The sequence below is a fragment of the Methylobacterium sp. Leaf361 genome (genome assembly GCF_001424445.1).
Lineage (GTDB): Bacteria > Pseudomonadota > Alphaproteobacteria > Rhizobiales > Beijerinckiaceae > Methylobacterium.
The window spans coordinates 1-17,334 of the sequence record NZ_LMPY01000027.1 but is presented as its reverse complement, the minus strand read 5'-3'; the positions used below and the strand labels follow the sequence as shown (position 1 = coordinate 17,334).

General features: G+C 70.2%; 15 protein-coding genes and 4 pseudogenes. 7 read left to right on the top strand and 12 right to left on the bottom strand.

The annotated features are described in order from the left end of the window. Nucleotides 1–5: 5 nt before the first annotated feature. The 3 genes and pseudogenes from ASG32_RS35200 to ASG32_RS19600 form a co-directional block, all read left to right on the top strand. Nucleotides 6–641, top strand: a pseudogene (locus ASG32_RS35200) (DedA family protein); the annotation flags it as partial. A gap of 603 nt (nucleotides 642–1,244) precedes the next feature. Beyond that, nucleotides 1,245–1,661 carry a hypothetical protein gene (locus ASG32_RS19605; RefSeq protein WP_056529681.1) on the top strand — a complete coding sequence of 139 codons (417 nt, stop codon included), beginning with the start codon at nucleotides 1,245–1,247 and terminating at the stop codon, nucleotides 1,659–1,661. 209 nt (nucleotides 1,662–1,870) lie between these two features. Next, nucleotides 1,871–4,270 (top strand): glycosyltransferase, encoded by a 2,400-nt coding sequence (locus ASG32_RS19600; RefSeq protein WP_056529678.1) that lies wholly within the window; start codon nucleotides 1,871–1,873, stop codon nucleotides 4,268–4,270. Between the two features lie 234 nt (nucleotides 4,271–4,504). Here ASG32_RS19600 and ASG32_RS19595 read toward each other — a convergent pair whose 3' ends face one another. The 8 genes from ASG32_RS19595 to ASG32_RS19560 form a co-directional block, all read right to left on the bottom strand. After that, nucleotides 4,505–6,163: a GDSL-type esterase/lipase family protein gene (locus tag ASG32_RS19595; protein WP_056529675.1), complete on the bottom strand. Its 1,659-nt coding sequence runs from the start codon at nucleotides 6,161–6,163 to the stop codon at nucleotides 4,505–4,507. Nucleotides 6,164–6,185: 22 nt separating this feature from the next. Then, nucleotides 6,186–7,430 carry a hypothetical protein gene (locus ASG32_RS19590; RefSeq protein WP_056529672.1) on the bottom strand — a complete coding sequence of 415 codons (1,245 nt, stop codon included), beginning with the start codon at nucleotides 7,428–7,430 and terminating at the stop codon, nucleotides 6,186–6,188. Nucleotides 7,431–7,502: 72 nt separating this feature from the next. Next, nucleotides 7,503–8,852, bottom strand: a complete 1,350-nt coding sequence (locus ASG32_RS19585) for a hypothetical protein (RefSeq protein WP_056529669.1) — start codon at nucleotides 8,850–8,852, stop codon at nucleotides 7,503–7,505. A gap of 132 nt (nucleotides 8,853–8,984) precedes the next feature. Beyond that, entirely contained in the window at nucleotides 8,985–9,935 is a 951-nt protein-coding gene (gene argC / locus ASG32_RS19580; protein ID WP_056529666.1) for an N-acetyl-gamma-glutamyl-phosphate reductase, read from the bottom strand. A gap of 170 nt (nucleotides 9,936–10,105) precedes the next feature. Beyond that, the gene (rpsI, locus tag ASG32_RS19575) at nucleotides 10,106–10,591 is read right to left on the bottom strand and encodes a 30S ribosomal protein S9 (protein ID WP_042671562.1); all 486 of its coding nucleotides are present in this window, start codon (nucleotides 10,589–10,591) and stop codon (nucleotides 10,106–10,108) included. A 2-nt stretch (nucleotides 10,592–10,593) separates the two neighbouring features. Beyond that, nucleotides 10,594–11,055, bottom strand: a complete 462-nt coding sequence (gene rplM, locus ASG32_RS19570; RefSeq protein WP_056529664.1) for a 50S ribosomal protein L13 — start codon at nucleotides 11,053–11,055, stop codon at nucleotides 10,594–10,596. Nucleotides 11,056–11,265: 210 nt separating this feature from the next. Beyond that, nucleotides 11,266–11,895, bottom strand: coding sequence for a CoA-binding protein (locus tag ASG32_RS19565; RefSeq protein ID WP_056529661.1), 630 nt, complete (start codon nucleotides 11,893–11,895; stop codon nucleotides 11,266–11,268). Between the two features lie 126 nt (nucleotides 11,896–12,021). Then, nucleotides 12,022–13,293: a nucleotide sugar dehydrogenase gene (locus ASG32_RS19560; RefSeq protein ID WP_244492071.1), complete on the bottom strand. Its 1,272-nt coding sequence runs from the start codon at nucleotides 13,291–13,293 to the stop codon at nucleotides 12,022–12,024. A gap of 208 nt (nucleotides 13,294–13,501) precedes the next feature. Here ASG32_RS19560 and ASG32_RS19555 point away from each other — a divergent pair, with 208 nt between their 5' ends. From ASG32_RS19555 to ASG32_RS19550, 3 genes are all read left to right on the top strand, one after another. Then, nucleotides 13,502–13,768 carry a hypothetical protein gene (locus tag ASG32_RS19555; protein ID WP_056529656.1) on the top strand — a complete coding sequence of 89 codons (267 nt, stop codon included), beginning with the start codon at nucleotides 13,502–13,504 and terminating at the stop codon, nucleotides 13,766–13,768. 69 nt (nucleotides 13,769–13,837) lie between these two features. Beyond that, the gene (locus ASG32_RS35645; protein WP_020096204.1) at nucleotides 13,838–13,972 is read left to right on the top strand and encodes a hypothetical protein; all 135 of its coding nucleotides are present in this window, start codon (nucleotides 13,838–13,840) and stop codon (nucleotides 13,970–13,972) included. A 127-nt stretch (nucleotides 13,973–14,099) separates the two neighbouring features. Further along, nucleotides 14,100–14,453, top strand: coding sequence for a hypothetical protein (locus ASG32_RS19550; RefSeq protein ID WP_244492064.1), 354 nt, complete (start codon nucleotides 14,100–14,102; stop codon nucleotides 14,451–14,453). A 257-nt stretch (nucleotides 14,454–14,710) separates the two neighbouring features. Here the strand turns inward: ASG32_RS19550 and ASG32_RS19545 are convergent, their stop codons facing one another. Continuing rightward, on the bottom strand, nucleotides 14,711–15,076 hold the full coding sequence (locus ASG32_RS19545; RefSeq protein ID WP_056529650.1) for a cytochrome c family protein: 366 nt from the start codon (nucleotides 15,074–15,076) through the stop codon (nucleotides 14,711–14,713). A 458-nt stretch (nucleotides 15,077–15,534) separates the two neighbouring features. Between ASG32_RS19545 and ASG32_RS33425 the strand changes: the two are divergent. Further along, a pseudogene (locus ASG32_RS33425) lies at nucleotides 15,535–15,654 on the top strand (IS481 family transposase); the annotation flags it as partial. Nucleotides 15,655–15,685: 31 nt separating this feature from the next. Here the strand turns inward: ASG32_RS33425 and ASG32_RS33420 are convergent. The 3 genes and pseudogenes from ASG32_RS33420 to ASG32_RS19535 all read right to left on the bottom strand — a co-directional run. Next, nucleotides 15,686–15,883, bottom strand: a pseudogene (locus tag ASG32_RS33420) (IS256 family transposase); the annotation flags it as partial. 1 nt (nucleotide 15,884) lies between these two features. Further along, nucleotides 15,885–16,260, bottom strand: a pseudogene (locus ASG32_RS19540) (transposase); the annotation flags it as partial. A 73-nt stretch (nucleotides 16,261–16,333) separates the two neighbouring features. After that, nucleotides 16,334–17,237 (bottom strand): IS256 family transposase (locus ASG32_RS19535; RefSeq protein ID WP_157862024.1); only part of this gene is annotated, 904 nt, incomplete at its 3' end. Nucleotides 17,238–17,334 lie beyond the last annotated feature (97 nt).

Below are 17,334 nucleotides of genomic sequence, written 5' to 3'. Positions count from 1 at the left end.
AGCCCATGTCCTTCCTGCACGATCTGCCGATCGCCGACCTGATCGCGCATTACGGCTATCTGGCCATCTTCGTCATCATCACCCTGGAGAGCGCCGGGCTGCCCCTGCCCGGCGAGACGGTGCTGCTGACCTCGGCGGCCTACGCCGGCAGCACGGGCAACATCAACATCGCCGTCGTCGTGGCGATCGCCGCGACCGCCGCCATCCTGGGCGACAATGCCGGCTACTGGGTCGGCCGCCGCTGGGGACTGCCCCTGCTCCTGCGCAAGGGGCACCTGATCGGGCTCGACCACGGCCGGCTCAAGCTCGGCCAGTACCTGTTCCGCCGGCACGGCGGGAAGATCGTGTTCTTCGGCCGCTTCACCGCGATGCTCCGGGCCTACGCGGCGGTCCTGGCCGGCGTGAACAAGCTCGACGCGCGCCGCTTCATGGCCTTCAACGCCCTCGGGGGCGTCGCCTGGGCCTCGATAATGGGATTCGGCGCCTACCTGTGCGGCCGGTCGATCGAGAACGTGATGGGCCCGGTCGGCCTCGGGCTGCTGGCCTTCGTCCTGCTGGGCGCCGTCGCGCTCTGGCTGTTCATGCGCCGGCACGAGGCGCGCCTGATGGTCGCCGCGGAGGCCGAGATCCCGGGACCGCTCGGCGGGGGGCTCGGCGAGGCGCGGGTCGAGCCTGTCATGGAGCCTCACCCGGCGCACGGCGGCGTGGACCCGAGCAGCCCCGTCCAGGCGGAGTTCCAGAATCAGATCGAGGCGCTCCTGGCCCAGCGCGCGCGCGCGGCGCCGCAGGCCCCCGCGCGCGCGGCCGTCCGCACCCGGCGCGCGCCCTGGCCCCTGTGGTTCAAGATCCCCGTGCTGCTCGTCGCCGCCGGTGCCGGCATGGCGGTGATCTCGTGGCACGACGGCGTCACCGGCGGCTTCTACGGGCGGCTGATCGGGCATGTCGGGATCCTCGGCATCGCCCTGATCCTCGTCGTCCCCGCCCTCCTGCTGCTGGTGGTTGGCCGGTGGCTCCCGCGTCCGGAGGACGAGGCCGACGCGGAGGCCGAGGAGGCCGTCGGTCTGGCGGCGTGACCGCCCGCCCCGCGATCCGCGCGCCCCGCGCAGGGTTGACCGGTCCCGGAGCCGATCGTACAGCCGGCCTCGACCCGACAGGGGCGCCCCGTCGCGCCGGCCTCCGGCCGATCCCGCCGGCGGCCGCGTGCCCGAGACCCGTCGGGCCCCGCGACTGAGACGGAGCCGACCTTGGGCGAGGACGTAGAGGCGCTGCGGGCGGAGCTCGCCGAGACCCAGGCGCGGCTCAAGGAAGCGCAGGGCGAGCTGGCCCGGCTGGTGCGCCTCGCCGAGGCGGATCTCCAGCGCCGGCGTCCCGGCGAGCAGTCGAGCGTCGTCGCCTCGTCGGTGCGCCGTCCCGCCGCCAAGGAGGTCGCGGCCCGGATCGCCCGGTTCGCCCACCTCTACCGGGAAGCCGCCGAAGCCGCCCCTGACCGCGCCCCGGTCGTGCCCGAGCAGACGATGCTCGCGTGGCTCGAGACATCCGGCCTGTTCGATCGCCAGTTCTACCTCGCGTGCAACGACGACGTCGCCAATGCGGGGGCCGATCCGATGATGCACTATTACAATCACGGGTCGGAGGAGGCGCGCCTGCCCTCGACGCTGTGAGGGCCGGTCGACGGCGCGCGCGCCGCGGAGTGACCGATCTTGCAAGTGGTCTCTCCTAAGTGTTGGCGCGTTTTGCGGGCGATCATGCCAAGTATAAATCCGGATCCGAAATAGCTAGACTTCGCGATCGTCTCTATCGGTCGCGTTGACCCTCCCCGTCCCGTGATCTAGGGAGCGGCCGGACGGGGTGCGTGCGAGGGATCAGACCGATGCAGGACGGTGCAGGCGCGAGCGCGCCGGGCTCGACCACGGCTGCGCTCGAGCCGTGGCAGAACGATTTCGCCACGATCTACGCCAGCGGCTTGTTTGACCATATCGGCTACGCGACGCGCTATCCCGATGTCGGCCTGACCGACCTGTCGCCCCTGGAGCACTACGTGAAGTACGGCGCCCGGCTGGGGCGCCGGCCCCGGGCCGACTTCACCGCGCCGCCGGACGAGACCTTCGACGGCAGCTTCGTCAATCCCTTCGCGGCCTGGATCCGGGCGCGCGCCGAGACCCGGCCCGCGCCGGCCTGGAACCGGCCGGTCGTCTCGGTCCTGTGCATCAGCTACAACCAGGCGGCCTTCATCCGGCAGACGCTGGAGAGCATCCTCGGCCAGGCCACGGATTTCCCCTTCGAGCTGCTGGTCGGCGACGACTGCTCCACGGACGGGACCGCCGAGATCATCGCCGAGTACGCCGCGCGCCACCCCAACCTCGTGGCGGTCCTGCGCAGCGAGAACCTCGGGCCGAACAGGAATTTCGCCGACCTGACGGCCCGCGCCCGCGGCGAGTTCGTGGCGATCTGCGAGGGCGACGATTACTGGACCGACCCGCGCAAGCTCCAGCGGCAGGTCGATTTCCTGCGGGCGCGCCCGGAATTCACCCTCTGCTTCCACCGGGTGCGCGTCGTCTACGAGGACATGCCGGGGGTCGACGAGCTCTACCCGAAGCAGTGCAGCCCGCAGCCGTCGCTGTCCGACCTCGTGGCCCACAACTTCGTCCAGACCAACAGCGTGCTCTACCGCTGGCGCTACCACGGCGAGGAGGCGTTCGTGTTCGACGAGGGCATCGCCCCCGGCGACTGGTACGTCCACCTGATGCATGCCGAGGTCGGGCGCATCGGCTTCCTGCCGGAAGTGATGGCGGTCTACCGCAAGCATGCCGCCGGGATGTGGGCGACCTACGCCACCGAACTTGCCCGCCACAAGAAGCTTGGCAACTCCGAGATCGCGTTCTTCCGCAAGCTGCGCGGCCATTTCGGCGGCCGCTACGCCGCGGGCTACGAGGCCGCGCAGAAGTCGATCTTCCGGCGGCTGGCCGAGGCCTATCTCGACGAGGAGGACGTGCCGAGCCTCGGGCGCCTGATCGAGGCCAACCCGGACATCGCCCGGGACGCCTTGAGCGATATGGGCTTCGACGCGCCAGATGACCTTTCAGGAGAGCCGGAGGCCCTGCGCGCGTGGCTGCTGGAGCAGCTCACCGTCAGCGTCATCGTCACGGCCTACAACCACGCCGCCGATATCGGCCGCTGCCTCGACGCGGTGCTAGGCCAGCGCGGGCTGTTCCGGATGCAGGTCGTGATCGGCGACGACAAGTCCACCGACGGCACCGCCGCGATCGTCGAGCGCTACCGGGCGCGCGACCCGGAGCGGATCGCGGTGCGGCCCCGGCCGCACAATCTCGGCATGCTGCGCAACATGCAGGACTGCCTCGCCGCCTGCACCGGCCGGTACGTCGCCTTCTGCGAGGCGGACGATTACTGGCTGTCCGACCGCAAGATCGCCATGCAGATGCGGATGCTGCGCAACGACCGCAAGCTGGACATGTGCTTCAACTGGGTGCTGCTCCACTACCCGGCGACCGGCTCCTACGTCCCGCACGACGAGCAGGGCCGCTATCCGACCGGCACGATCAGCTTCCCGGTCCTGGCCAACTCGCCGCTGACCGCCAACTTCTCCTGCTGCTTCTACCGCGCCGAGGCCCTGCGCCGGGTGCCGGAGGCCTACTACGCGAACGCCTCGGCGGCCGACTGGCTGATGAACCTCTACGTCGCCGACAAGGGCCGGATCGCGTTCCTGCGGGAGCTGCTCTCGGTGTACACGGTCCAGGAGAAGGGCCAGTGGTCGGGTCTGCCGGAGGACATCAAGAACGCCCGGATCGCCCAGTACCAGAAGGAGTTCGCCGGCATCTTCGGCGAGGGGCGCGGCTTCGAGAAGTACGAGGTCGGCTGCACCGTGGCCGAGCTCGACGGCGAACTGCCGGATTCCTTCGCCCGCGCGAACCTGGAGGACCCCCGGGACCGGGTCTGGGCCGAGATCCAGGACGGGCAGGTGGTCCTGGCCGGCTGGGTCGTCTCGGCGAGCCGCGCCAAGGCGACGCTGATCGTGGAGGCCGACGGCGAGACTCAGCGCATCCCCGCGGACGTCCACCGGCCGGACGTGATCGCGGCGGTGCTCGGCGACATGCCGACCACGATGGAGGAGGCCCGCTGCGGCTTCCGCTTCACCCTCCCCTACGCGCTCCATCTCGAGGTGCTGCTCTCCATCGAGGTTGAGCACGAGGTCGTGCCCTGGCTCTCAGTGATCTTCACCCACCGGGTCAAGCGGGCGGCCGAGCGAGGCTGACTTTCGGCATCGCACGGGGCGGAGCGACTCCGTGCAGCACGACGTGCCCCCTCTCCCGTGCGGGAGAGGGTTGGGGTGAGGGACAAGACGGATCCGGATCGCGCTACCATCACGGCGGGGCCAGGTTGCGCCTGATCCGGACAGACCCGACCCCTCACCCTGTCCCTCTCCCGCACGGGAGAGGGGACCCGCGCCGATCTCGGCGCCGCGCCCCCGGTGCGACGCCTTTGGGCCCTATCGCCGCAGACCGGCGAGGAGGTGCCGCACCCGGGCCAGCGGCGTGCGGGTGCGGGCCCGGTCCAGGGCGCCGCGGATCTCGGCGGCCAGCCGGGCCGCGACGATCTCACGGGCGGGATCGTCGTAGTGGACGATGTCGTAGAAGGTCCCCTCCTCCCGGTCGCGAAAGATCCCGCTGAGGTCGAGGGCCGTGAAGGTGCGCCGGTACGGGCGGCGCGCCGCGAGCTGCGCGGTGAACGCCTCCAGCTTGGCGTATTGCCGGTCGAGATAGGCCAGGAACGCCCCCGAGGCGACGCCGCGCTCCATCTCGGTGAGGTGGCGCTTGCGCAAGATCGTCGGTTGCAGGACGCTGACGATCGGCACCGCGTGGTCGTGGGACAGCTTGGTCAGCCGGTGCGCCGCCAGTTCGTAATGGTGGACGATCGCGTCCTCCCAGCCGGGGCTCTGCCAGCCCACCTCGACCCGCAGCCGCTTCAGCTCCTCGTAGATCAGCGTGATCAGCGCCTCGTAGGACAGGCCGTCCTCGCGGGCGCGGGGATCGTGCGTGTCGAAGAAGTGGTCGTAGAGCCGCTGGGTGATGAAGGCGTTGTAGGGGTGTCCCGGCCGGGGATCGTAGGTCCAGGGCTGGAACAGGTCGGTGCTGCCGCTCAGCACGAGGATCGCGTCGGGGCCGTAGGTCACGAGCCGCGACCAGATCAGGTGCGTCATCTGCGTGAGGCAGCTCGACATCACCCCGAAATTGTAGACCTTCGCGCTGTCGAGGCCGTCCGCCCGCAGGATCCGCTCGATGCGGTCCGGCAGGGTGTTGGCGATGTCGCCGCCGTCGATCGTGGTCGAGTCGCCGACGACCAGGATCCGGGTCTCGCCCTCCGGCTTGCGCGCGACGATGGGGGCGGCGTTCAGGAAGCCGTCCGCGTCGAACGGGACGCCGTAATGGCTCGCGCCCGGCTTGCCGGCGAACTGGATGAACGGGCTCGGATAGCGCGTGTTCGAGTCGAGGTAGCCGAAATGGTGCAGGAACTTGCGCCGCCGCGCGGCGTCCTCGCTCTCCGGCGGCGGCCAGATCGGCTCGAGATCCGGGACCGTCAGGATCGCCAGCGTCGCGGCCTCGAGCGCCGCGAGGCCGGCGGCGTTGAGGCTGATCCCGTCGTCGCTGTAGCCGGGCCGGAGCGCGCCCGCCCCCGTGGCCAGGACGGGATCGTAGTCGATGAAGTGGGCCCCGTATTCCTGCACGTGGTCGCGCAGCCACGCGTTGACTGCGCCGATCAGCGCGACCGGCCGCCCGGCCGCCCCGGGCGCGTTGGGATCGACCGGCAGGATCGAGCCGACCCAGGTCCGCACGTACAGGTCGCTGGTGTCCCGCAGCATCGCGGCGATATCGCCCACGATGCCGTCCAACGTGGGCGAATGCGCGCCGCCGAGGATGTCGTCGCGGCCGCAGAGCAGGTGCAGGCCCTTGGCACCGTAGAGGGCGATCTCCGAGCGGAGCCGGCGCGCGGTGTCCCGGACCGACTGGCCGGCGATGCCCCGGCCTACGGTCTGCGGTCCGGAGAACAGGGGCGGGTTCTGCGCGGTCCACCCGGCGGTCACCGAGTCGCCCAGGAACAGGATCGGCCCGAACGGGAACAGCGGCTTGTCCTGCATCGGCGTGCTCATGCCGTCGCGATCCGGGGCGGCGTCAGCGCGCCGCGAAGATCTCGATCCCGTCGAGATGCAGGTGCTGCTCCTCGTCGAGATCGATCTTGAGGTAGCGGAACCGCGCGTTGTCGAACCGCAGGTGGAGGGGCAGGCCGGGATGGCAGTGGGCGTCCACGGCGTCGAAGACGAGGCGGTAGTCGCCCTCGGTCTCGCCCAGCCAGACCCGCATCAGCTGCGCCCGCTCGCTGAGCTGCCCCCACCGGTTGTAGATCCGGATCTCCGAGACCCGCTCGACCGCGCCGAGATCGAGGACGAACCAGGGGTTCCGGTCGAGCCCGGTGTGGAAGAAGAAGGACGGGTCGCCGGTGGTGCGCTCGCCGTAGGTGCCCGTGGTGCCCGACCAGGGCGAGGCGGAGCTCGCCGTCCAGGTCTTGCCCAGCGCGATGTTCTCGGAGGGCCGCATCGCCACCAGCGTGTCCATCTCCAGCTCGTCGATCAGCGTCCGGATCTGCTTGGACGGCTGGCGCAGCGGCGGGATCTCCAGGTCGAGCTTGTAGATCAGGTTCGACAGGATGCTCTGGTCGAAGCGGTGGTCGATGAAACCCTCGAGATCCGGCAGCCCCATCTGATTCGGGATGTCGGTGACGACCCGCGGATCGCCCGCGTAGCGCAGCCACTCGGCCACGAGCCGGCGGGTGGCGGGGCTCACCATGAAGGCGATCCAGGAGGCCTGGATCTGGTCGGCGTCCCAGTAGCGCGCCGCGTCGCAGTCCATCAGCACGAAGCAGTCGCGCTTGGTCCAGGCCCGCTGGGGCTTCCCGTGCAGCACGCCCACCGCGACCCGGTGCTGCGAGCCGTCGAGCCAGGTGAGCAGCGGCGCCACCGGCGGCAGCGGGTCGTCGCCGACCGCCTGCATGCCGGTGTCGCTGAAGACGACGAAGTCGCCGTCGCGGCGCTTCTCCAGCGCCTCGGCGATGACGTAGGGCTTCCAGGCCCAGTTGCCGGCGCCCCGGGACCGGTCGAGGATCGCGCGATGCTCCCGGTAGAACGCCGTCCCGCGCAGCCGGTCGGGGGACCAGCTCTCGATCGTGTCGAAATCGCCCGTGGCGGCGGCCGAGGCCACCAGCCGGCGCTGGCTCTCGACGTAGTGGTACTTGGCGGCGAAGCTGACCAGGGTGGTGTGGCGCGGCCGGAGCCGCCGCCGCAGCCGCATCAGCACCTCGGCCCGGTGCATGTCGAAGGCGTTGACGCACAGGGCTTCCGGGGATGGGTCAGCGCTGGCCAAGTCTGTCCTCCGGCGGTGGCTCGAGGGCTTGTCACCGGTTTTGCCGGCTTCGGCAAGGCGGCACGGCCGGGCTCAGGCGTCGTCGAAGGCGAGGTTCTCGGCCGGATACGCGAGCATCAGCGCGCGGCGCTCGGGTGAGTTGTCCCACTCGCCGACCTTCGTGTAGCCGCCGGCGACGTCCAGCACCTCGACGACCCGCCCGATGGTCGGGATGCTCTTGAAATGCTGCGGCCAGCCGGAGGCGAAGTAGAAGACCTGCTCGACATGCTCGGAGAGCTGGCAGACCCCCGGCCCGAAGGTGCCGAGCCCGAAGACGAGGTAGCGCCCGTTCATCAGCGTCGCGACGTCGTCGATCAGGGAGCCGCTCTGGGTCGTCAGCGGCACGCCGATCTCGGCGATCCACGCTTCCAGCACCGGGATCACGGGGTTGAGCCGATTCTCGAACACCATCTTGATCCGGGCGATGCGGCCCTCCGCCAGGAGCCGCCGGATCACCATCTGGTAGAAGGCGAGCGGCGGCTGCGGGTAGGTCGGCGCCACCCAGGTGCTGAAGATGTCCCCCGAGCGGATGTGGATCAGCAACTCGTCGTCGGGCTTGGCGGGGATCTCGACTGGCAGCCGGTTGAACAGCGGCCGGATGCAGGTCCGCACGATGTGCCGGGTCTCGTCGGGGCCGAGGGTGCCGGCGAGCTGCTGGATCCCGAGGTCGAAGTACATCCCCGACAGGAAGGCGCCCGCCTCCGGCAGCGGCTCCGAGCCGGGGATGAAGGTGAGGCCGCCGCAGGTCAGCGGGCCTGTCAGGCCGATCACCTCGCTCCGGTCGGCGGCCGGGAGTTTGATGTATTTCAGGTTCAGGTTGCGGGCGATGCCGATCGCGAGCAGCAGCTGGATCAGGCAGTTGCCGAAGGCACCGCACTCGTAGAGCGCGAGCCCGACCAGGGCGCGGGAGCGCGGCCGCTCGGCGCTGACGAGGCGGTAGGAGACGTAAGCGTTCGCGCCGAGCCGCTCGTCGGCCATGTCGAAGGGCACGTCGAGCACGCGCCGCAGGGCGATGAGGTCGAAATCCGCCCGGTCGCACAGCACCCGCACTGCAGGCGGCTCGCCTCCGGCGGGCTCGTCCGGGATGACGCGGACGTGGCGTGCCCAGGCACCCTCCCCGGGCACCAGCACCAGCACCAGGGCCTCGGCCCCGCCCCGGGCCGCGTCGAGGTCGGCCGCGCGCCAGGCCTGCCCGTCGTCGGAGAGGGCGAGGCGCGGCGGCGCCGCGCAGGCCGCCACGAGCTCGACTCGGCGGACCGGGCAGCGGAAGCCGAGATCGACCTGGAAGCTCGGAGGGCCCGCCGGGCGGTCGGTCTCGCCGGCCGCGGGTGCCGCGCCGAGCCAGGGCCGGCCGAACGCCGCATCGATCAGGTCGCCGTTCATCGCGTCTCGCGCTGCGTAGGGAGCGGTCCGGGGCCCGCGCCCCGAGCCCCCTCTTTGCCGGGCGAGCCCGCTCTGTCGAGGCGGGCGCGTGTCCCGTGACCCCGTCGCAGGGCGACGGGGCGTGCCCGTCGGCTAGCCGTCGAGTCCGAGCATCAGCCCGAGATTCTGCACAGCCGCCCCGGAGGCGCCCTTGCCGAGATTGTCGAGGCGCGCCACCAGCACCGCCTGCCCGTGCTCGGCCGAGCCGAACACGCGCAGCTCCAGCCGGTCGGTGTCGTTGAGATCCTCCGGCTCGATCTTCTCGCGGTGCGCGCCGGTTCCGGCGCCCGGCACCACTTCCACCAGCCTCTGACCGGCGTACCAGTCGCGCAGGGCCGCCTCGAGGTCGGAGGCCGTGGGCCGGCCCGGCAGCGTCTCAAGGTGGAGCGGCACGCTCACCAGCATGCCCTGCCGGAAGTTACCCACCGACGGCACGAAGATCGGCCGCCGGGTGAGCCCGCTGTAGCGCTGCAATTCCGGCAGGTGCTTGTGGGCGAAGCCGAGGCCGTAGAGCTGGAACGGCGGCGCCGTGCCCTGCTCGTAGGCCTCGATCATGCTCTTGCCGCCGCCGCTGTAGCCGCTGACCGCGTTGACGCTGATCGGGTGGTCGGCCGGGATCAGGCCACCCTCCACTAGCGGGCGCAGGAGCGCGACGCCGCCGGTCGGGTAGCAGCCCGGATTGGCGACCCGCCGGGCGCGGGCCACCGCCGCGCCCTGCTCCCGGGTCAGCTCCGGGAAGCCGTAGGTCCAGCCCTCCGCGACCCGGTGGGCGGTGCTGGCATCGAGGACGCGGGGTCCGCCGCCGGGCAGGCTGTCGGCCAGTGCCACGGTCTCCTTGGCGGCCTCGTCCGGCAGGCAGAGCACGACGAGGTCGACCTCGGCGAGCAGCGCGCGCTTGGCCGCCGGATCCTTGCGGTGCTCCGGGGCGATGCTGCGCAGGGCGACCCGCCCGTCGCGCTCCAGGCGCTCGCGGATGCCGAGACCGGTCGTGCCGGCCTCTCCGTCGATGAACACGGTGGGCTTCGTCGCGCCTGCGCCAGACATCGCTCGTCTCGCTCTCTAGAAAAATGCCTCGCCGCCCGAGTCGGGCACCGCGGCCGGGGATCAGGTGCGCGCGGTGCGACAGGCTGTCAACGACCGTGCAGCGGCCTGAAAACGCGAAAGGGCGGCTCCCGCAGGAACCGCCCTCTCCGTGACACCGGTATGACCGGGTATCAGCGCTTCGAGAACTGGAAGCTGCGGCGGGCCTTCTTGCGGCCGTACTTCTTGCGCTCGACCACGCGGGCGTCGCGGGTGAGGAAGCCCTCACGCTTCAGCGGGGCGCGCAGCTCCGGCTCGTAGTAGGTCAGGGCCTTCGACAGGCCGTGGCGCACCGCGCCGGCCTGGCCGGAGAGGCCGCCGCCCGCCACCGTGACGGTGATGTCGTACTGGTCGACGCGGCCGGCGATCTCCAGCGGCTGGCGCAGGATCATGCGCAGCACCGGACGGGCGAAGTAGGTCTCCACCGGGCGCTTGTTGATCGTCACCGTGCCGCTGCCGGGCTTGATCCAGACGCGGGCGACCGCGTCCTTGCGCTTGCCGGTGGCGTAGGCGCGGCCCTGCGCGTCCAGCTTCTGGACGTGGACGGGGGCCTCGTTGGCGGGGTCGACCGCGCCGGTGTTTGACCGGTTGAGGTCGGCGAGGGACTGCAGGGTCGCCATGATCAAGCGCTCACGTTCTTGCGGTTGAGGGCGCCGACGTCGAGCGCCTGCGGCTGCTGGGCCTCATGCGGGTGCTCGGTGCCCTTGTAGACGCGGAGATTGCCGAGGATCTGGCGGAAGAGCGGGCCGCGCGGCAGCATGCGCTCGACGGCCTTCTCCACCACGCGCTCGGGGAACCGGCCCTCGAGGATGAACTTGGCCGTGCGCTCCTTGATCCCGCCCGGGTAGCCGGTGTGGTAGTAGTAGCGCTTCTGGACGTACTTGCGGCCGGTGAACTTCACCTTGTCCGCGTTGACGACGATGACGTTGTCGCCGCAATCGACGTGGGGCGTGTAGGCGGCCTTGTGCTTGCCACGCAGGCGCATCGCCACGATCGACGCGAGGCGGCCGACGACGAGGCCCTCCGCGTCGATCACGATCCACTTCTTGTCGACCTCGGCGGGCTTCAGCGAGGTGGTCTTCATAGCCAAATCCCAGGGGTTCCGACGGACCGGACCCCGACGCGTCGGGATCCGCGGACATCGGGGTGCCGAAAAACGAGCCGCCGCGTGGAGCACACGCGGCGGCGGTGCCGGGTGCATAGACCGCCCCGGATGCCGGGTCAATAGAGAAGTGCGCGATCCCGAAAAATCTATTCCGATCAGTGGTTTGATGGTTGAGGTATCAGAATACCGCTAGCCGTCGGAGCGCCGGCCACGCTCCGCGATGGTCAGCTTCTGGACGCCCTTGGCCGCCAGCACCGGTTTCCGGGCGCTGAGGATCCGGGAATTCACGCCGGTCCAGCCGATCTCGCCGGAGAGCCGGCCGTACTCGATCTTAGGGCAGCGGTTCATGATCACCGTCAGGCCGCGCGCCTCGGCCCGGGCGGCGGCCGCGTCGTCGCGCACGCCGAGCTGCATCCAGATCGACTTCGGCGGCGGCGTCAGCGCCAGCGCCTCGTCGACCAGCGGCCCGGCGGCTGCGGAGTTGCGGAAGATCTCGACCATGTCGATCGGCTGGTCGCCCAGCCCGGCCTGGACCTCGGCTAAGGAGGCGGCCACCCGGCGCCCGAGCAGGTCCTGGCCGGCGAGGCCGGGATTAACCGGCGTCACCGCGTAGCCCCGGTCGAGCAGGTACTTCAGGACGATCCAACTCGGGCGCGCCGGGTTGGCCGAGGCCCCCACCAGCGCGATCGTGCGCGTGCCGTTCAGGATCGTGCGAATCTGCGCGTCCGGGTAGCGGGCGTGCCGCTCCGCGAGCGCCGACGCGTCGCTGGGCGCGGGTGGCCGGTTCTCGTGGCCCGTCTCGGCCCCCTTCTCGTCCATGGCCTGTTCCCTCGTCGTCCCGATGATCGCGGGTCGTGTGGCGTTTCTCGCCGCGCCTCTCGCCGCGTCTCCTGCCGCTTTATGGCCCGGCGTCTCGCCGCTGTCCCGGCGTCGGTGCGGTCGCCGTCACAGTCGCCAGACCTCGTAGCCCAACCGCGCGAACGGTGCTTTATCGAAGAGCGCCTTCACGTCCACGATCAGGCCGCCGGGCTTCACCCGGGCGGCGATCGCCTCCGGACCGAGCCGGGCGTAGTCGCGGTGCGGGACCGCGATCACCGCGGCGTCCGCGGCGTCGGGTAGGTCGGCCCAGTCGACGAGGTCGATGCCGTACTCGGCCCGGGCCTCCGCCGCGCCGGCGCGGGGATCGTGGACCGACACGGCGCAGCCGAATTCCTCGAGTTCCCGCACGAGGTCGGCGACCTTCGAGTTGCGCAGGTCCGCGCAGTTTTCCTTGAAGGTCAGGCCGAGGACGATCACCCGCGGCCGCCCGGTCCCGCCGCGCCGGACGATCCGCTTCACCGTGCTGCGGGCGACATGGGCCGCCATGCTGTCGTTGATCCGCCGCCCGGCCAGGATCACTTGCGGGTGGTAGCCGATCATCGCGGCCTTGTGGGTCAGGTAATAGGGGTCGACGCCGATGCAGTGGCCGCCGACCAGCCCGGGGCGGAACGGCAGGAAGTTCCACTTGGTCCCCGCCGCCGCGAGGACCTCCTGCGTATCGAGGTCGAGCTTGTCGAAGATCAGCGACAGCTCGTTCATGAGCGCGATGTTCAGGTCGCGCTGGGTGTTCTCGATGACCTTGGCGGCCTCGGCCACCCGGATGGACGAGGCGGCGTGGAGCCCCGCCTCAATGATCGACCCGTAGAGGGCCTTGAGCCGCTCCAGGGTCTCGGGCGTGTCGCCGGCGACGATCTTCACCACCCGGGCGAGGCTGTGCTCCCGGTCGCCCGGGTTGATCCGCTCGGGCGAGTAGCCGACGAAGAAATCCGTCTTCCAGCGCAGGCCCGAGGCCCGCTCCAGGACCGGGATGCAGACCTCTTCGGTGGCCCCCGGATAGACGGTGGACTCGAACACCACGGTCGCGCCCGGCCGCATGTGCCGGCCGACGAGGTCTGAGGCCCGGATCAGCAGGTCGAAATCGGGGCACTGGGCCGCGTCCACCGGGGTCGGGACCGTGACGACGATCACGTCCGCCGCGCCCAGAGCGGTCGGGTCGTCGGTAATTGCGAGGTGCGCGGCGGCCCGGAACGCCTCCGCGTCGATCTCCCCGGCCGGGTCGTGCCCGGCCCGGTAGGCCGCCACCTTGTCGGCGGCGCGCTCGTAGCCGATCGTGACCCGTCCCCGGCCGAACGCCAGGGCGAGCGGGAGCCCGACATAGCCCAGGCCGACGATCGCCACGCTCACCGCCGAGCGGTCTGCCGGGTCTTCCCCTGAGCCGTCTGCCGCCCCGTCAGCCACGCCGGATCCCTCTGCGGGCTCGGAGGGCGCCGATGACGATCCGGCCGCCGGGCGCGTATAGGGGCGGTCCGCGCCGGCGTCGACTCGCCTCGGCCCGGGCGGAGCGCGGTCCGGGACCGCTTACGGGGCGAGACCATGGGGGGTGAGGATGCCCGATCTCCGCTGGACCGAGGGGCCGGTCCACTGCACCGACCTCGTCGACGGGACCGGCAAGGTCTTCGGCTACGTCGGCCCCTGCGCCGCGGGCAAGCGCGGCTACGTCGTCCAGTCCGGGTCGGAATGGCCGCCGCGCCCGGCCGCCTTCGCCGATCACCCCGCGGCCGCGGCGGCCCGCGCCTGGGTCGAGGCCGCGGTGTCGGCGCGCGCCTTCCGGCCCGTCCGCATCCTCCGGGAGGACGGCGCGCCGGAGGCCTGATCGTCCGGCGCGGTTCAGGAACTCGTCAGGTTCGCTCGGCTTTGTTGTGGCGTGGAGTGGAGGCGCCCGATGGCCGAAATCTGCATCACGGAAGACCAGAACGGGCGGTGGACCGTCTACACCGCAGGACTGGTGGTGACCGATCTGACGCGCGAGGCCGCCGAGGCCTTCGCGGCGAGCTACCGCCGCGTCACGGCCGGCTGAGCGACGGGCCTTTCCGGCCCGCGGGTTGGCCTCCCGGAGCGCCGGCGCGTTCGGGCTCCGGGGCGCGTCGTGCTATGAGGTCCGCCGAGCCCCGATCGCCCAGTCGCGGGCAATGAGGTCGATCATCATGCGCCTGTTCATGCTCGCCGCCGCCCTGCTGGCGCTGCCCGCTCCCGCCTCGGCGCTGTGCCGCTGCACGTGCGTCCGGGGCGAGATGAGGGCGATCTGCCAGGAGACCGACCTTACGGTCCCGATCTGCCAGGGGATCTGCGAGACCACCATCCGGCCGGAGCGGGTGATCGTTCCGCTGGCCGGCGGCCGTCAGGCCTTCGAGCCGGCCCAGTCGACGAACCCCTCACCCGGTGGCCTCGCGACGCAGGATCCCAACCTGGACACCAATCCGAACGGCACCGTGCTCGGCACCCCGAGCCAGCTCTCCGGCAGCGTCGGGTCGAGCCTGTCCTCAGGCAGCGGCCGCTGAGCCACGAAAGAGCCCCGCGCGGCGGGTGCCGGCGGGGCTGAAGGTTGAGGACGCCCGGTGCGTTACGCCGAGCGACTGGCCGTAGAATAGCATCTTCCTGCGCGATGTGAAGATCTCGCGAAGAGAAACCAAGAATGTTTTTGTGCAGATCCCTGAAGCCAGCGCAGAAAACCCCGATCGGCCAGGCCGTGCAGGGTTAATCGCGGCGGACGCGCGGCGACGGGCCGTGCGCGTCCTCTGTCCGGGACCTGTCAAACTCAGGACTGGGTCTTGAGGTAGGCGATCACGTCGTTGATCTTCTTGTCGTCCGCGATGCCCTGGAAGATCATCTTGTTGCCGGGCACCTTCGTCTTCGGGTTCTTCAGCCACTCGTGCAGATTGGCCTCGTCCCAGGTGATGCCGGAGTTCTTCAGGGCGGCGGAGTAGTTGTAGCCCTCGTAGGTGCCCGCCTTGCGGCCGACGACGCCCTTCAGGTCGGGACCCACGCCGTTCTTCTGGAAATTGTGGCACGCCTTGCAAGGGGCGAACGCCTTCTCGCCGGCAGCGGCATCGCCGGCCTCCTGGGCCTGCGCCGCGAGCGGCATGACGACGGCGAGGACGGCGCCGATCGCAAGTATACGCATTGATAAACCCCTGTTCTAGAAATAAGCTTCGCTGTTTTGACAGAAAAAATCCGCGACGCAAGTGAAAAAATCTGAGTCTGATTTTGGACTATATTGGTCGCAACATCGCGTCATTTCGCGATTTAGGCTGGCTCCCGTGGCACCTCTTCGCGGGTTGGGCACAGACTGCCGACCCTGCGTGGCCTCTCACGTCCGCGGATGGGCGCGGCGGGGTACGTAGCCGGTGAAACTGAGTGCTCTTCCAAACTTGGCATGTCGGGATGTTGACGTGCGCCGACGCGGGATAATCCTTCCCGCGCCTGAAAATCTGTCTCGTTATTCGGGCCGCGTGCGGCGCACGCGAAAAAGAGCCCGCCGCGGCGAGCCCTTTCGGGTCCCAGGACGGGCGCGCGCTCCGCTAGGTGTATGATCTCGCGATGTGGTGGTACGGTTGGCCACCATGCGGCGAGGGATGCGCTATGGGCCAGGTTCTTCATGGAAGCGCCACCACGACGGAGGCAGTCCGTCGCGCGATCCAGCTACGTGAAGAGAGCGTAAGAGCGCTGGCCAAGCGCTACGGCGTCAGCCCGACGACGGTGAGCTATGCCGGATTTTAGGTGACGGCGGTGGTCAGGCGGCGCGGTGATCTGGGCTCGCGACGACCTCGGTCCAGTCGCGGAAGATGACGCCGGCCACGACCTTCGGCAACTGGTTTTCGCCCTTCAGCCGGCGCCAGGTTTTCGACGCCGCCATCACCAGCTTGAACACCATCAGCTTGGCGGTCGTGGCCGAGAGCGCCCCTTTGGTCCGCACGGTCCGATGCCGCACNGCCGGCGCCAGGTTTTCGACGCCGCCATCACCAGCTTGAACACCATCAGCTTGGCGGTCGTGGCCGAGAGCGCCCCTTTGGTCCGCACGGTCCGATGCCGCACTGTAGCGAACACGCTCTCGATCGGGTTCGAGCTGCGCAGGTGATCCCAGTGCTCGGCCGGGAAGTCGTAGAACGCCAACAGCCTGTCACGATCCTTGGTCAGGCAGGCGGCGGCCCGAGGGTACTTGGCCCCGTACTTCTCGACGAAGACGGCCAGCGCCGCCTCGGCCGCCGCCCGGGTCGGCGCGCCGTGGATCTCGCGCAGGTCCGCCTTCATCGCCGGCGGGATGGACTTCGGCACCTTGTCGAGCACGTTGGCTGCCTTGTGGACCCATGGTATACGAAAGCGGATACGAGATCAATTTTACCTCTCGCATTCAAAGCGTATCTGTAATCGTCACTCGGTNCCGCCGCCCGGGTCGGCGCGCCGTGGATCTCGCGCAGGTCCGCCTTCATCGCCGGCGGGATGGACTTCGGCACCTTGTCGAGCACGTTGGCTGCCTTGTGGACCCAACACTGCTGGTGAGCGGTGCCGGGGAAGACCTCGTCCAGCGCCCGCCAGAAGCCGAGAGCGCCGTCGCCGACCGCGATCTCGGGCGCGATCGAGAGCCCGCGCCGCTTCACGTCGACGAGCAGCTCCCGCCAGCTCTGGGCACTCTCGCGCACGCCCACCTGGAAGCCGACGAGCTCCTTGCGACCCTCGGGCGTCGCCCCGATCAGCACGAGCATACAGTCCGCCTGCTCGGCCATCCGGGCCTGCAGATAGACGCCGTCGGCCCAGACGTAGGCGTAGCGGCGCGCGGAGAGATCGCGGCCCTGCCAGCGGGCATACTCGTCCGCCCAGGCCGCGGTCAGCCGGGCGATGACGGCCGGCGAGAGGTTCGGGGCGTCACGGCCCAAGAGGGCGGCCAGCGCGTCCTGGAAGTCGCCAGTCGAGATGCCGCGTAGGTACAGGACCGGCAGCAGCGCATCCAGGCTGCGGGTGCGCCGCGCCCACTTCGGCAGGATGGTCGAGGTGAACCGGACCCGGTCCTCCGACCCGCTCGCACCGCGATCCCGGACACGGACCCGCGCGACCGGCACCGGGCCGATGCCGGTCTGGATCGCCCGCTCCGGCCCGTGACCGTGCCGCACCAGCCGGGCCCGTCCATCCTGCAGCCGCAGGTCCTGCATCGCGCTCAGGAACGCGTCCGCCTCCATCTCGACAGCCTGGGCGAGCAGGCGGCGAGCGCCGCTACGCAGCACCTCGGTCAGGGGATCGTCGAGGTCTTCGGGATGACGAAGTCGAACGAGGTTGGCAGGTGTCTCCATGGCGTATCGCTCTCACTGAGAGGTTCTGGCGGGCTCGAAACCAGCCTCGATACGCCGCCTTCAACTCACCGTCGTCACCCAATCTCCCGCATAGCTC

Bases quoted from the DNA above. Each gene is read 5' to 3' on its own strand.
- ASG32_RS19600 (WP_056529678.1), top strand. From the start codon at position 1,871: ATGCAGGACGGTGCAGGCGCGAGCGCGCCGGGCTCGACCACGGCTGCG.
- ASG32_RS19595 (WP_056529675.1), bottom strand. From the start codon at position 6,163: ATGAGCACGCCGATGCAGGACAAGCCGCTGTTCCCGTTCGGGCCGATC.
- ASG32_RS19585 (WP_056529669.1), bottom strand. From the start codon at position 8,852: ATGAACGGCGACCTGATCGATGCGGCGTTCGGCCGGCCCTGGCTCGGC.
- argC (WP_056529666.1), bottom strand. From the start codon at position 9,935: ATGTCTGGCGCAGGCGCGACGAAGCCCACCGTGTTCATCGACGGAGAG.
- rpsI (WP_042671562.1), bottom strand. From the start codon at position 10,591: ATGGCGACCCTGCAGTCCCTCGCCGACCTCAACCGGTCAAACACCGGC.
- rplM (WP_056529664.1), bottom strand. From the start codon at position 11,055: ATGAAGACCACCTCGCTGAAGCCCGCCGAGGTCGACAAGAAGTGGATC.
- ASG32_RS19565 (WP_056529661.1), bottom strand. From the start codon at position 11,895: ATGGACGAGAAGGGGGCCGAGACGGGCCACGAGAACCGGCCACCCGCG.
- ASG32_RS19555 (WP_056529656.1), top strand. From the start codon at position 13,502: ATGCCCGATCTCCGCTGGACCGAGGGGCCGGTCCACTGCACCGACCTC.
- ASG32_RS35645 (WP_020096204.1), top strand. From the start codon at position 13,838: ATGGCCGAAATCTGCATCACGGAAGACCAGAACGGGCGGTGGACCGTC.
- ASG32_RS19550 (WP_244492064.1), top strand. From the start codon at position 14,100: ATGCGCCTGTTCATGCTCGCCGCCGCCCTGCTGGCGCTGCCCGCTCCC.
- ASG32_RS19545 (WP_056529650.1), bottom strand. From the start codon at position 15,076: ATGCGTATACTTGCGATCGGCGCCGTCCTCGCCGTCGTCATGCCGCTC.